This is a genomic window from Mesorhizobium sp. WSM4976 (genome assembly GCF_029625685.1).
In the GTDB taxonomy this organism is placed as follows: Bacteria; Pseudomonadota; Alphaproteobacteria; order Rhizobiales; family Rhizobiaceae; genus Mesorhizobium.
The window spans coordinates 35,115-47,256 of record NZ_JARTVT010000015.1 but is presented as its reverse complement, the minus strand read 5'-3'; the positions used below and the strand labels follow the sequence as shown (position 1 = coordinate 47,256).

The following is a 12,142-nucleotide window of genomic DNA, read 5'->3' as shown; positions in this document are numbered from 1 at the left end:
TCGTTCACTCGGCCGCCTGGCGCTCGCCGAAGGCGATGCCGGTGAAGGTCTGGTTGAGATGCATCGAGCGATATTGCTCGCCATAGGTGCCGAAGCCGATGACCTTGTTGGTCCGGTAGAGCTCGGAAATTTCGCGGAAGACCTGGCGGTTGCGCGCATCGAGCCGGCGCAGCACGCAGTCGAAGCCCAGGATCATGTCTATCCCGCCGAGCTTGTGCTCGACGTCCTCGAAAGCGGTTCGCGTCGATTCCACCATGTTCTTCGGCTGGGCAATGGAAAGCACGATACCGTCGTCGATGGCGCAGAAGAAGGACAGCGAGCCGTCAGGATGCATGCGCTGGATCGATCGGCAATAATATTCGCCGCCGACCTTCACCACGACGGGATGCGAGGCAAAGCTCAGCGGTGTCAGCGTCTGCGGCAGGATGCCGACGGAGGCTGCGTATTCCTCCGCCGCGTTGGCGGCGTTGAATTCGCGCACGATGCGATGGTCGGGGTCGGATGCCGTCACCACCAGCTTCTCGTCGGTCGGGATGAAATTGTCGGTCTTGAAGACGTGGAAGGGGATCTCGGTCGCGACCAGCACGATGATGGCGCTGTCGGAGGCGACCCTGCCATTGGCCATCAGCCTGGTCGTCTCGAATTTGAGGTCGTCGCCGGCCGAGCCGCCGATCAGCGGGACGTCGTCAAGCCCCCAGTGGATGGCCGAGGTCACCGCTTCCTCGGCGTAGGACAGCCCGTCGATGAAACAGAGCGCGAAAATCCCCTTCGAGCGGTCGTGGCCGATGCGCTCGCGCAGCAGGCCCCGCAACGCCGCGACCTCGCCGGTGATCCTGTCCATGCCCGACGAGGAGATGTTCTCGACCATGGTGGAAACTGTTGAAAAGGACGCCGAGGGGAAAAGCAGGGCAAGGATATGCCCTTCCTCCAATCCCTGCGGCGTAATCTCGCCGGCGGTCGAGCAGCCGGCATAGGCGAGCGACGGCGCATATATCTTCAGCGCCTGCGCCAGCGCCGCCGCGTCGACCAGGCCTTGGGAGAAGAACAGAAGCGCGAAGCCGGCATCGACGGTTGCCGCTTCGGCGGCGATGGCCCGGGCAAAGGCATTCGGGTCGGGCTCATCCGTGGTGAGCGCCGATAGGCCCGATGCATAGCGCGTGCTCGAACTGGCCAGCTGCCTTCTCCGCAATTCCTCCGACCCGGTTTTATGCGTGTCTTTTCTTATGCGTGCCAGGCACGCTCCGCGTCGACGGCATCTTTGCCCTCAATCCCTGATTTGGCAATGGGCCGGAAAGCGTGCACAAAAGCATGCCGACCATGACCGAAAGTACAAGGAGCGGAGCGCTGGCAGCGGTGTTTTGCCCGTTGTACGCTCCTTGAATAACGCACTGCCGAAGCACGGCATCGGCAAGTGATGACCAAGGTTAATACCCAGGGAGGTTTCATGTCGGACGTGTCGTTGACTGTGAATGGGAAACGGGTCAGCGGGAGCGCCGAAGACCGAACGTTGCTGGTGCATTTCCTGCGGGAACATCTGGGCCTCACCGGAACGCATGTCGGCTGCGATACGTCGCAATGCGGCGCCTGCGTCGTGCATGTCGACGGCCGGGCTGTGAAATCCTGCACGACGCTGGCCGTTCAGGCCTCAGGCTCGACCATCGTCACCATCGAAGGGCTGGCCGACGGCGCTGAGCTGCATCCGGTCCAGGCCGCGTTCAAGGAGCATCATGGGCTCCAATGCGGCTTCTGCACGCCCGGCATGATCATGACGGCGACCGACATGATCGCGCGTCATCCGGAAGGCCTCGACGAGGCGACGGTGCGCGCCGAGCTCGAAGGCAATATCTGCCGCTGCACGGGCTACCACAACATCGTGAAGGCGATCCTCGCCGCATCGGAGACGATGGCGAAGGGCGCCAAGGGCAAGGCGAAACAGGCAGCTTAGAGTGAATGGTGAATAGTGAATGGTGAATAGAGCCGCTGGCTGGCTCGTTCGACCATTCATCATTTTGCAATTCACCATTCACCGGAGGAGGAATTTCCTATGGGTATCGAAGGCGTCGGCGCCCGCGTGGCGCGCAAGGAAGACAAGAGGTTCATCACCGGCGGCGGCCGCTATGTCGACGACATGGTGGTTCCCGGCATGAAGCATGCCGTGTTCGTGCGCAGCCCGCACGCGCATGCCCAGATCAAGAAGATCGATGTGCAAAAGGCTCAAGGCATGCCCGGCGTCGTCGGCGTGCTCACCGGCAAGGAGCTCAAGGCCGACGGCATCGGCAATTTGATCTGCGGCTGGATGATCCATTCCAAGGATGGCACGCCGATGAAGATGGGCGCCTGGTCGCCGCTCGCGGTCGACAAGGTGCGCTATGTCGGCGACGCCGTCGTCATCGTCGTCGCCGATACCAAGGGCCAGGCGCGCGACGCGGCGGAAGCGGTCGAGATCACCTACAAGGAACTGAAGGCTGTGGTCGAAGCGACCAAGGCGCTCGAAAAGGGCGCGCCGCAGGTTCATGCCGAAGCCGAGAACAATCTGATCTTCGATTGGGAGCTCGGCGACGGCAAGGCGACCGACGCGGCAATCAAGTCGGCGGCCCATGTCACGCGCATGAAGATCGTCAACAACCGGCTGGTGCCGAATGCGATGGAGCCGCGCGCGGCTCTCGGCCATTACGATAAGGCCGAGGACCACTATACCTGCTGGACGACGTCACAGAACCCGCATGTCGCGCGGCTGGTGATGAGCGCCTTCTACAATGTCGCGCCGGAGAACAAGCTGCGAGTCATCGCGCCCGATGTCGGCGGCGGCTTCGGCTCCAAGATATACATCTATCCGGAAGAGATCGTCTGCCTGTGGGCATCGAAGAAGACCGGCGTCCCGGTCAAATGGGTGGCCGACCGCACTGAGAGCTTCCTTGCGGACGCGCATGGCCGCGACCACGTCTCGACGGTGGAGATGGCCTTCGACAAGGATAACCGCATCACCGCCCTGAAGGTCGACACGATAGCCAATCTCGGCGCCTATATGTCGCTCTTCTCGTCCTGCGTGCCGACCTATCTCTACGCGACGCTCTTATCAGGCCAGTACAACATCCCGGCGATCCACGCCAATGTGCGCACCGTCTACACCAACACCGCGCCCGTCGATGCCTACCGCGGGGCAGGGCGGCCGGAGGCCACCTACGTGCTCGAGCGGATGATGGAAACCGCCGCGCGCGAGCTTGGTGTGTCGCCGGCGGAACTCAGACGTCGCAACTTCATCACGTCCTTCCCGCATCAGACACCGGTGATCATGGCCTATGACGCGGGCGACTATAACGCTTCGCTCGACGCGGCAATGAAGGCCGCCGACTATGCCGGCTTCACCAAACGCAAGGCGGGTGCGGCCAAGCAGGGCAAGCTGCGCGGCATCGGCATGAGCTGCTACATCGAGGCCTGCGGCCTGGCGCCGTCATCGGCGGTCGGCTCGCTCGGCGCCGGCGTGGGGCTGTGGGAATCGGCGGAGGTGCGGGTCAATGCCGTAGGCACGATCGAGGTGCTCACCGGCTCGCACAGCCATGGCCAGGGCCATGAGACGACCTTCGCGCAGCTGGTCACCCAGCGCTTCGGCGTGCCGATTGACTCCGTCTCGATCGTGCATGGCGACACCGACAAGGTGCAGATGGGCATGGGCACTTACGGATCGCGTTCCGGCGCTGTCGGCATGTCGGCCATCGTCAAGGCGCTCGACAAGGTCGAGGCCAAGGCGAAGAAGATCGCGGCCCACCTGCTCGAAGCGGACGAGGGCGACATCGTCATCGAGAATGGCGAGGTCAAGGTCGCCGGCACCGACAAGAGCCTGCCCTGGTTCCAGGTGGCTCTTGCCTCCTATACCGCCCATAATTTGCCGGCGGGCATGGAGCCGGGCTTGAAGGAAACCGCCTTCTACGATCCGTCCAACTTTACCTTCCCAGCCGGCTGCTACATCTGCGAGGTCGAGATCGATCCGGAAACCGGCTTGACGGAAATCATCCAGTTCGTCGCAGCAGACGATTTCGGAAACATCATCAATCCGATGATCGTGGAAGGGCAGGTGCATGGGGGTATCGCCCAAGGCGTCGGCCAGGCCTTGCTGGAAGGCGCGCATTATGACGCCAGCGGGCAGCTCTTGACGGCGAGCTACATGGACTACACCATGCCGCGCGCGGGCGACCTGCCGTCCTTCAAGGTCTCGACCTCGAATACGCCATGCCCGGGCAATCCCCTCGGCGTCAAGGGCTGCGGCGAGGCCGGCGCCATCGGTTCGCCGCCGGCGGTCATCAACGCAATCACCGATGCGCTCGGCGTCGTCGACATCCCAATGCCGGCTTCGCCCGCCACGGTGTGGGCAACCATCCGCGCGACGAAGCACTGAGGAGGAACGAGCATGTATTCCGTCAACTATCACCGCGCGTCCTCCGTCGCCGAGGCCGTCAAGCTGCTGAAGAACGGCGACGCCAAGCTGCTCTCCGGCGGCATGACGCTGATCCCCGCCATGAAGACGCGGCTCGCTGCGCCTTCCGATCTCGTCGACGTCTCGCGGCTGAAGGACCTGCAGGGCGTCAAGGTGTCCGGCAAGACCGTCACGATCGGTGCGGCGACGACACATTACGAGGTCTCAACCGACGAGAAGCTGAAGAAGGTGTGCCCGGCGCTTGCGCATATGGCTTCCCTGATCGGCGATCCGGCCGTGCGCCACAAGGGCACGATCGGCGGCTCGATCGCCAACAACGATCCGGCGGCTGACTATCCGGCTGCGCTGCTGGCGCTGGGCGCGACGATCATCACCAGCAGGCGCGAGATCGCGGCCGACAAATTCTTCAAGGGCCTGTTCGAGACCGCGCTGAAGGAAGGCGAGATCGTCACGGCGGTGAGCTTCACCGCTCCGGCCAAGGCAGCGTATCAGAAGTTCCGCAACCCGGCTTCGCGCTACGCGATCGTCGGCGTGTTCGTGACCAAGGGCAAGGACGGAGTGAGGGCGGCGGTGACCGGCGCCGGAGATGACGGCGTCTTCCGCTCCAAGGAAATCGAGGCGGCGCTGGCGAAGAATTTTGACGCCTCGGCGCTCGACGGTCTCAAAGTGCCGGCAAAAGGATTGATGAGCGACATCCATGCCTCCGCCGACTACCGCGCCAACCTGATCGCGGTGATGGCGAAACGCGCGGTGGCCTCGGCTAACGCCTGAACGCTCTCATCCGGGGTAAGGAAAGGGGCCGTCGCGGCCCCTTTTCGTTCTGTATTCGCAACGACTTGGCGGCAACCAGCTGAGAATTCGCAGCTTCGCACTTGCACAAAGTTATCCCGCACTGCAAAATAATTGCGGCGGGATACCAGACGGTCCACGCGCGGGCAGCGCTTCGCATGCGGACCTCGAATTGCGAAGGCAGGGTATGGCCGACATCTCCGCAGCGACCGTTGTCCTGCCGCGGGCCGCAGTCGACAGAGAAGCCAGAGCAAGACTGGCGCATCTCGATGGCTGGCGCGGCCTGTCGATCGCGCTGGTGCTGATCGGCCATTTCTTTCCGGTTCCAGGCATCAACCTCGGCGTGCTCGGCGTCGAATTCTTTTTCGTGCTGAGCGGCCGGTTGATGGGCGAGATCCTGTTCATCGAGCGTTTTCCGCTGAAGAAATTCTTCAAGCGCCGCTTCTCGCGGATCTATCCGGCGCTGCTGGTGTTCGTGATCGCCGCCATGATCGGTCTGACGGGGACATTCATCGCCTTCAAATGGAAGGCGGCCTTGACGGCGCTGACCTTCACCTACAATTACGCCGGCATCCTAATCACCCGCGCCGGCGCGCTCGACCACATCTGGTCGCTGTGCGTCGAGGAGCACTCCTATATCCTTTTGGCGCTGATCAGCGTGGTGGTTCCCGCGAGGGCGAAGGTCATGCGGCTGCTGATGGTGCTGGCGCTGCTGGCAATGGCCAACGGCGCCATTTCGTACGGGCTCCTCGGCATGAGCTACGAGACAACCTACTGGCGCACCGACGTGCATATCGCCTCGATCCTTTTGTCCGCCGCGATCTGCCTGCTCAAGGCTGATAGGCGCCTGCCGGCTTGCCTGAAGAGCCAGCATGTGGCGCTCGCGGCGGCGGTCGGCGGCGTGTTGCTGTTCAGCGACCGGGTACCAACGACACTGCATTACACCCTCGCCGTGCCGCTGCTGGCGCTGGCTGTGAACGCGCTCGACTTCGCGGGCGGCCCTCTGAAAGGTCCGTTGTCGTCCCGACCGATGGTCATGCTCGGCCTGTGGTCCTATTCGCTCTATCTCTGGCAGCAGCCCTTCTACAAATTCGTCGATGAGCGCGGCAGCGCGCCTCTCCCGATGCTGGCGGCCGTCTTCGCCTGCGCGCTGGCGAGCTATTACATCGTCGAGAAACCGGCTCGCGGCTGGCTCAACCGCAATTGGTGAGCAGCGGTCAGGCCTTGTTGTTCTTCTGTGCGGCGAGATAGCGGCGAAGCCCGGCTTCGCCGCGCGGCGTCGTCCAGCGATGGTTCCAGGCGAAGGCGGGCCTGAGCAGCGGCGCCAGGAATTTGAGGATCGGCCTCTCGACCGTGACCTGCCAGACCAGGTCGACATGCGTGCCGCTTCCCAAAGGAGACAGTTCCGCCCGCCAGAGCCCGTCGAAATCGCCGAAGGTTTTTACCACCACCAGCCGGCCGGGTATGAGTTCGGCAGCCTCGATGATGAAGTTCAGCTCATAGGGCAGCGCGCCGCGCGCTCGTGTCCTGGCGCGGGCGCCGACAACGCCCTTGCCCTTCTTGTCGAGCGGCTCGATCTCCTTATAGGCATCGCCCCACCAGAGCGGCAGCAATTCGGCGTCCGACAGCACGTCCCACACTTCCTGGGGTGTGCCTTCAGGGATGTCCCAGCTTTCGTCGAAGCGGAAGACATTACTCGCCATGATGTCGCGCCCCCAGCCAGCCGAGCTGTTATATTAGCTTCGGCTTGTTTTCCTGACCAGTAGAGCCGGGTGTTGCTCAGGCGGCGATCGGTTTTGCCCAATAGCGCACGGACTTCTTGCCGCCATGGATCACCGCATCGCCGACTTCGGCGAAGCCGAGCGCGGCGTGGAAAGCATCGGATGCTGGGTTGGGCGGATTGGCGTTGACCTCGCAGTTGACGATCGTGTGGCCGGCGCCCCGCGCCTGCTCGAACAGATCCTCATAAAGGCGGCGGGCATGGCCGCGGCCGCGGGCCGCCGCGGCGACCACCACGCGGTCGACATAGACGAAGCGCGGATAGCGCTCGCGGAACCAGAGGAAGTTCGGGCTGTCGTAGGTTGCGTCCTGGTCGAAGCACAGGATGAAGGCTTCGAGCGCGCCGATGCGGCGGGTGTAGAAAGCCTCGCAGAGCAGGAAGGAAAGCCGTTCCGGCTCGAGCCAGGACAGCTCCGCCGCATGCTCGTTGTTGAGCGCGAGGATAGCGGGCTCGTAGGCGGGCGAGACGCGTTCGATCGGCAGCAACTCCTTGGTCATCATCTTGGCCTTCAGGCTCTCGCGGCCGCGATCGTCGCCGCGACCTTGGCTTGGTCGGTCACCGTGTTGCGGTATTCGCGGTCGAGATCTGTGCCGCCCATGCCGACATTCGGGTTGCGGTAGCGCATGGCGCTGGGCACGTCCGCCAATGCCGCAAAATGCATCTCGGTCAATCCGGTCCGCTTGCGCACCTCGCCGATCGTGTCGGGTGCAAGGGCGCCGCAGCCAAGGATGATGATGCGGGAGCCAGCCTGGCGAACAAGCTCAGCCAGAAGCTCGACGCCTTCGACCGCCGTGTCGCGCTGGCCGCTGGTCAGCACGCGGCCGACCTTGCAGCGGATGAGCGCTTCGAGCGCCTCGAACGGATCGCGCGTCATATCGAATGCGCGGTGGCAGGTGACGTTGAGCGGGCCGGCGGCCTCGACCAGCGCGCCCATGCGCGGCTCGTCGATGGCGCCATCGGCAGTCAGGCAGCCGACGACGACGCCGGCGACGCTCAGCTCGCGGAGCGCTTCGACATCGGCGAGCATCGAGCGGAATTCGGCTTCGCTGTAGAGGAAATCGCCGCCGCGCGGCCGCACGATCACATGGAAGGGGATGGTCGCGCTTTCGAGCGCGGCGCGAACCGTGCCCAGGCTCGGCGTGATGCCACCCTCGATCAGGCTGGCGCAGAGCTCGACCCGGTCGGCGCCGGCGGTCTGGGCTGCGAGCAGCCCGTCAATGCCTTCGACGCAGATTTCGATCAGAGGTTTTTGCGTGTCCGCCACCGGCTTCCATCCATGCTTTCGAGACGTTGGGCAGCCCTAGCACCGGTCGCGCCGCCGCGAAAGTCCGGAACGATCCGGCCATGTGGGATTGGTGCGCTGAGATTTGATCCAGAGCAATGCAGTGCAGGGGTGATGGCCATAACAAGGCGCTATTGGGTGCAGGAAACTTGGACGTGGCGTCTTACGAAATGACCAGACACACCTTGCTGCGCACGGTTGACCCTGCTTGGTCCGCCGCGGCGAGAGGAGTTGTCGCCGCAAACTCGAACGGAGGTCCGATCATGGCCGGCTTCCGGCGCTGGGAAGCGCTTAGGGACTCGATCTCTTTCGACGTATCCGACAACGATTTGAAACGTATTTACGACGACATGTCCGGGATTGTGGAAGCAATGCTGGCGATTCCCGCCGCGACCATTCAGGAATTCGCGGCACAATACATGGTCGTCTGCAGCGGCGATGAAATCGAACACCGGAAGGCTGCCTGTACGCTGCACGCTCACGCCCAAGCCATCGTGGCCACGGCACCCGTGATTGAATGACCACCAGGCGCGCCAGCGCTCTTCAAAGAGTGGCTCAGTTCTGCAAGATCGTGTTCTTGGCGCCTTGCTTGACTTGGTCGATCACCAGAAGCTTCACCGGATCGGTGCCGGTGTTGGTGGCCTGGTGCCATTGGCCGATCATCTCGACGATGAAGTCGCCGGTCTTGTAGGTGTTGGCGGCGCCCGTCTCGACATTGGTGACCCTGAGCGTTCCCTGCTCGACATAGGCGTAGCGCGGGAAGGGGTGCTTGTGGACCGGCAAGATCGCGCCCGGCGCGATCTGGTAGGACGAGACCTGCACCTCGACGTTCTTTTGCGGCAGCGTGATGGGCTGCCCTGACGCGGTGGTGGTCTTGGACGCCAGCGGCGTGACGACTACGGGTGTGTTCGAGCTGTCTAGCGCGTTCGCGCTGGTGGTGAAAAATGCCACCGCCAAAAGCAGCGCCGGTGTCGTGATGTTGCGCATGAGATTCCTCCAGAGATCGCCAGCTTGGCGCGGAGAACGATAAGGCGCAAGCTCCGGACAATGGAATAGCTAACGCTTCGCTGGCGCCTGTTTGGGCGGCCGCAGCAACAAGGCAAACGGCACAAGCACTGCCGTCGCCACGGCGCAGTAGAAGAAGACGTCGACATACGCAAGCAGCGAAGCCTGGCGGCCGATCTGCTGTCCGATCCAGCCGACGGCCTGTTGCCTGGCTTCAACCAGCGGCGATCCCTCGGCGACGAAATGGTTCGTCAGCTGGCGAAGCGTCTGCTGATAGGTGTCGCTCGATTGCGCGGTGTGGCCAACGAGCACCGACTGATGGAATTGGGCGTTCTGGGCAATCACCGTGTTGGACAGCGATACGCCGATGCTGCCGCCGATGTTGCGGGCGACGTTGATCAGCGAGGATGCCTGGTCGGTCTTCTGCGGCGGCAGGCCGACATAGGCGGCGGTGGAGATCGGGATGAACAGGAACGGCAGGCCGATCATCATATAGACGCGCGCATAGGCGAAGAAGCTGAAGCTGGCGTCGGGCGTCAGCGAGGTCGTGTGCCAGAGCGCGACCGCGATCACTGACATGCCCAACATGATGAGATAGCGCGGCTGGACGACGCCGGCCGCAAAGCCCGAGATCGGCATCAGCATGAGCATGGCGATGCCGCCCGGCATCATCGACAGGCCGGAAAGGGTGGCGGTGTAGTCGAAGGTGGTCTGCTGCAGTTGCGGCAAAAGCTGCGTAGTGCTGAAGAGCACCGCGCCCACCGCCATCATGACGAGGAAGGACATGCCGAACTGCCGGCTGAACAGCAGGCGGATGTCGACGATCGGATCGCGCCTTGTCCACTCCCAAGGGACCAGCAGCAGGAACGACACGGCCGAGATCACGGCGAAGGTCGTGATGAAGGTCGAGGCGAACCAGTCGTTGCGCTGGCCTTCGTCGAGAAAGACTTCGAGGCAGCCGAGCGCCATCGCCACCAGGATGAAGCCGATCCAGTCGACCCTCAGCCCCTTGCTCAACCGCTCCCGGCGCTCGCGTTCGAGGATGTCGGGCTCGATCACCAGCCATTGCACGAGCGCCAGCGACATGATGCCGAACGGCACGTTGATGAAGAAGATCCAGTGCCAGGAGAAATTGTCGGTCAGCCAGCCGCCGATTGTCGGTCCGACCGTTGGTGCGACGATCACCGCGATACCGTAGAGCGCAAAGGCCTGGGACCGCTTCTCCGGCGGAAAAGTATCGGCGAGGATCGATTGCTCGCTCGGCGCCATGCCGCCGCCTCCCAGCCCCTGCAGGATGCGGAAGGCGATCAGCGTCGGCAGGTTGGGGGCCAGCCCGCACAGCAGCGATGCCAGGGTGAAGGTCGCCACGCAGATCATATAATAGCGCTTGCGGCCGATAACGCTGGTCAGCCAGCCGCTGACCGGGATGATGACTGAGTTGGCGACGAGATAGGTGGTGATCACCCATGTGCTCTCGTCCATGCCGGCGGCAAGGCTGCCGGCGATGTTGCGCAGCGCGACATTGGCGATCGAGGTGTCGAGCACCAGCATGAAGGTCGCGATCGAGACGACGATCGCGATCAGCCAGGGGTTGCGCCCGCCGGCGGCGGAACGGCTTTCGTTGCCCTGGACTGTCGCGGCATCGCTCATCGTACCTTGACCGTCGGAACCACCGACATGCCGGGACCGAGATAGACGCCGGGCGGCTGATCGAACACGATCTTGACCGGCACGCGTTGCACCACCTTGACGAAATTGCCGGTGGCGTTTTCGGCAGGCAGCAGGCTGAACGCCGTGCCGCTGCCGGCCTGGACGCTATCGACATGGCCATGGAAGGTCTTTTCCGGATAGGCGTCTATGGCGATGTCGACGGGCTGGCCCGGCCGCATCAGGTCGAGCTGCGTCTCTTTGAAATTGGCCTTCACCCAGACGTCGTTGGGCACGAACATCATCAGCACCTGGCCGGGCTGCGCATAGGTGCCTTTCGCCGCCGTGATGCTGGTTGCATGGCCGGCGGCAGGGGCCGTGATGGTCGTGCGGGTGAGGGTGGTCTTGGCCTGGTTCTCGGCGGCCTCCGCCTGCCGAAGCTTGGCCTCGGCGCTCTTGCCTTGCGCCTGCAGGACCGCCAATTGGCTTTTCGCCGCCTCGGCATTGGCGTTGGCGGCGTCCAGCGCGGCCTGATCCTGGCGCAAGGTTGACGCGGCCTGCTGCGCCTGCTGCTGCGTTGCTGTGCCCTTGGCCAGGAGCTCGCGGTTGCGCTGGTCCTCGGATTTGGCGAATTCGAGCGCCGCCTGCGCCTGGGCCACCTGCTTTTCGGCAGCATCGATCTTGGCGTTCTGCGCCTGGGTCTGCGCCTCGACGTTGGCGATCTCGGCCCGCGCCGCCACCACGCCGGCTTCCGCCTGTTTAAGCGAAGCCTGATAATCGCTGTCGTCGATGCGCAGAAGCACCGCGCCGGCCTCGACCGGCTGGTTGTCGGTGACGGCGACATCGGTGATGCGCCCGGCAATTTCCGCGCCAACCGTTACCGTGCGTGCGTCGATGAAGGCGTCGTCGGTCCATTCATAGTGGCGTGCGTTGAGCCACCAGATGACGACGGCCGCGATCACCAGCAAAATGAGGATGGCGACGATCGCGGCTATGTAGGGGTGGCGTCTGATGAGGCCCGGCTTGTTGGTGTCGGACGGACTGTCATTCGCCTGCGCGTCTTGCACGCGCCTATCGTCCGCGCGCTCGTTTTCCACCCGTTTTTCGTCGCCGGGCGGGCGCCGATCGGACCGGGGCTGAGCCCGCGTTCTCTCGGCGGGAGCGGTTTCGCGCTCTTTTCTTTCAGTTTTGGCGTCCAAGGCAACGG

Annotated in this window: 12 protein-coding genes; 5 read left to right on the top strand and 7 right to left on the bottom strand. The window is 63.6% G+C overall.

The features are described 5' to 3' along the window. Window positions 1-4 precede the first annotated feature (4 nt). Window positions 5-1,189: an FIST N-terminal domain-containing protein gene (locus tag P9272_RS19140; RefSeq protein ID WP_278161750.1), complete on the bottom strand. Its 1,185-nt coding sequence runs from the start codon at window positions 1,187-1,189 to the stop codon at window positions 5-7. 255 nt (window positions 1,190-1,444) lie between these two features. On the opposite strand from P9272_RS19140, the gene P9272_RS19135 reads away from it, so the two are divergent. The 4 genes from P9272_RS19135 to P9272_RS19120 all read left to right on the top strand — a co-directional run bounded on the left by P9272_RS19135 (window position 1,445) and on the right by P9272_RS19120 (window position 6,431). Continuing rightward, window positions 1,445-1,945 carry a (2Fe-2S)-binding protein gene (locus P9272_RS19135; protein ID WP_278161749.1) on the top strand — a complete coding sequence of 167 codons (501 nt, stop codon included), beginning with the start codon at window positions 1,445-1,447 and terminating at the stop codon, window positions 1,943-1,945. Window positions 1,946-2,044: 99 nt separating this feature from the next. Further along, window positions 2,045-4,393: a xanthine dehydrogenase family protein molybdopterin-binding subunit gene (locus tag P9272_RS19130; RefSeq protein ID WP_278161748.1), complete on the top strand. Its 2,349-nt coding sequence runs from the start codon at window positions 2,045-2,047 to the stop codon at window positions 4,391-4,393. 12 nt (window positions 4,394-4,405) lie between these two features. Continuing rightward, on the top strand, window positions 4,406-5,203 hold the full coding sequence (locus tag P9272_RS19125) for a xanthine dehydrogenase family protein subunit M (protein WP_278161747.1): 798 nt from the start codon (window positions 4,406-4,408) through the stop codon (window positions 5,201-5,203). A gap of 205 nt (window positions 5,204-5,408) precedes the next feature. Continuing rightward, entirely contained in the window at window positions 5,409-6,431 is a 1,023-nt protein-coding gene (locus tag P9272_RS19120; protein ID WP_278161746.1) for an acyltransferase, read from the top strand. Window positions 6,432-6,438: 7 nt separating this feature from the next. On the opposite strand, the gene P9272_RS19115 is transcribed toward P9272_RS19120, so the two are convergent. From P9272_RS19115 to P9272_RS19105, 3 genes are all read right to left on the bottom strand, one after another. Continuing rightward, complete coding sequence (locus P9272_RS19115) at window positions 6,439-6,924, bottom strand: SRPBCC family protein (protein WP_278161745.1); 486 nt, start codon at window positions 6,922-6,924, stop codon at window positions 6,439-6,441. 76 nt (window positions 6,925-7,000) lie between these two features. Beyond that, entirely contained in the window at window positions 7,001-7,498 is a 498-nt protein-coding gene (locus P9272_RS19110) for a GNAT family N-acetyltransferase (protein WP_128260639.1), read from the bottom strand. An 11-nt stretch (window positions 7,499-7,509) separates the two neighbouring features. Continuing rightward, window positions 7,510-8,265 carry a copper homeostasis protein CutC gene (locus P9272_RS19105; protein ID WP_128260605.1) on the bottom strand — a complete coding sequence of 252 codons (756 nt, stop codon included), beginning with the start codon at window positions 8,263-8,265 and terminating at the stop codon, window positions 7,510-7,512. Window positions 8,266-8,546: 281 nt separating this feature from the next. Here P9272_RS19105 and P9272_RS19100 point away from each other — a divergent pair, with 281 nt between their 5' ends. Continuing rightward, window positions 8,547-8,804, top strand: coding sequence for a hypothetical protein (locus tag P9272_RS19100; RefSeq protein ID WP_278161743.1), 258 nt, complete (start codon window positions 8,547-8,549; stop codon window positions 8,802-8,804). A gap of 34 nt (window positions 8,805-8,838) precedes the next feature. Here the strand turns inward: P9272_RS19100 and P9272_RS19095 are convergent, their stop codons facing one another. The 3 genes from P9272_RS19095 to P9272_RS19085 form a co-directional block, all read right to left on the bottom strand. After that, entirely contained in the window at window positions 8,839-9,270 is a 432-nt protein-coding gene (locus tag P9272_RS19095; RefSeq protein WP_278161742.1) for a cupin domain-containing protein, read from the bottom strand. Between the two features lie 69 nt (window positions 9,271-9,339). Beyond that, a complete protein-coding gene (locus tag P9272_RS19090) occupies window positions 9,340-10,938 on the bottom strand; it encodes a DHA2 family efflux MFS transporter permease subunit (RefSeq protein WP_278161741.1) in 1,599 nt (532 codons plus the stop codon). After that, a complete protein-coding gene (locus tag P9272_RS19085) occupies window positions 10,935-12,032 on the bottom strand; it encodes an HlyD family secretion protein (protein ID WP_278161740.1) in 1,098 nt (365 codons plus the stop codon). Before P9272_RS19085 ends, P9272_RS19090 begins: the two co-directional genes overlap by 4 nt. Window positions 12,033-12,142 lie beyond the last annotated feature (110 nt).

Coding starts and splice junctions, on each gene's coding strand:
- P9272_RS19135 (WP_278161749.1), top strand. CDS start 1,445: ATGTCGGACGTGTCGTTGACTGTGAATGGGAAACGGGTCAGCGGGAGC.
- P9272_RS19130 (WP_278161748.1), top strand. CDS start 2,045: ATGGGTATCGAAGGCGTCGGCGCCCGCGTGGCGCGCAAGGAAGACAAG.
- P9272_RS19115 (WP_278161745.1), bottom strand. CDS start 6,924: ATGGCGAGTAATGTCTTCCGCTTCGACGAAAGCTGGGACATCCCTGAA.
- P9272_RS19110 (WP_128260639.1), bottom strand. CDS start 7,498: ATGACCAAGGAGTTGCTGCCGATCGAACGCGTCTCGCCCGCCTACGAG.
- P9272_RS19090 (WP_278161741.1), bottom strand. CDS start 10,938: ATGAGCGATGCCGCGACAGTCCAGGGCAACGAAAGCCGTTCCGCCGCC.
- P9272_RS19120 (WP_278161746.1), top strand. CDS start 5,409: ATGGCCGACATCTCCGCAGCGACCGTTGTCCTGCCGCGGGCCGCAGTC.
- P9272_RS19100 (WP_278161743.1), top strand. CDS start 8,547: ATGGCCGGCTTCCGGCGCTGGGAAGCGCTTAGGGACTCGATCTCTTTC.
- P9272_RS19095 (WP_278161742.1), bottom strand. CDS start 9,270: ATGCGCAACATCACGACACCGGCGCTGCTTTTGGCGGTGGCATTTTTC.
- P9272_RS19125 (WP_278161747.1), top strand. CDS start 4,406: ATGTATTCCGTCAACTATCACCGCGCGTCCTCCGTCGCCGAGGCCGTC.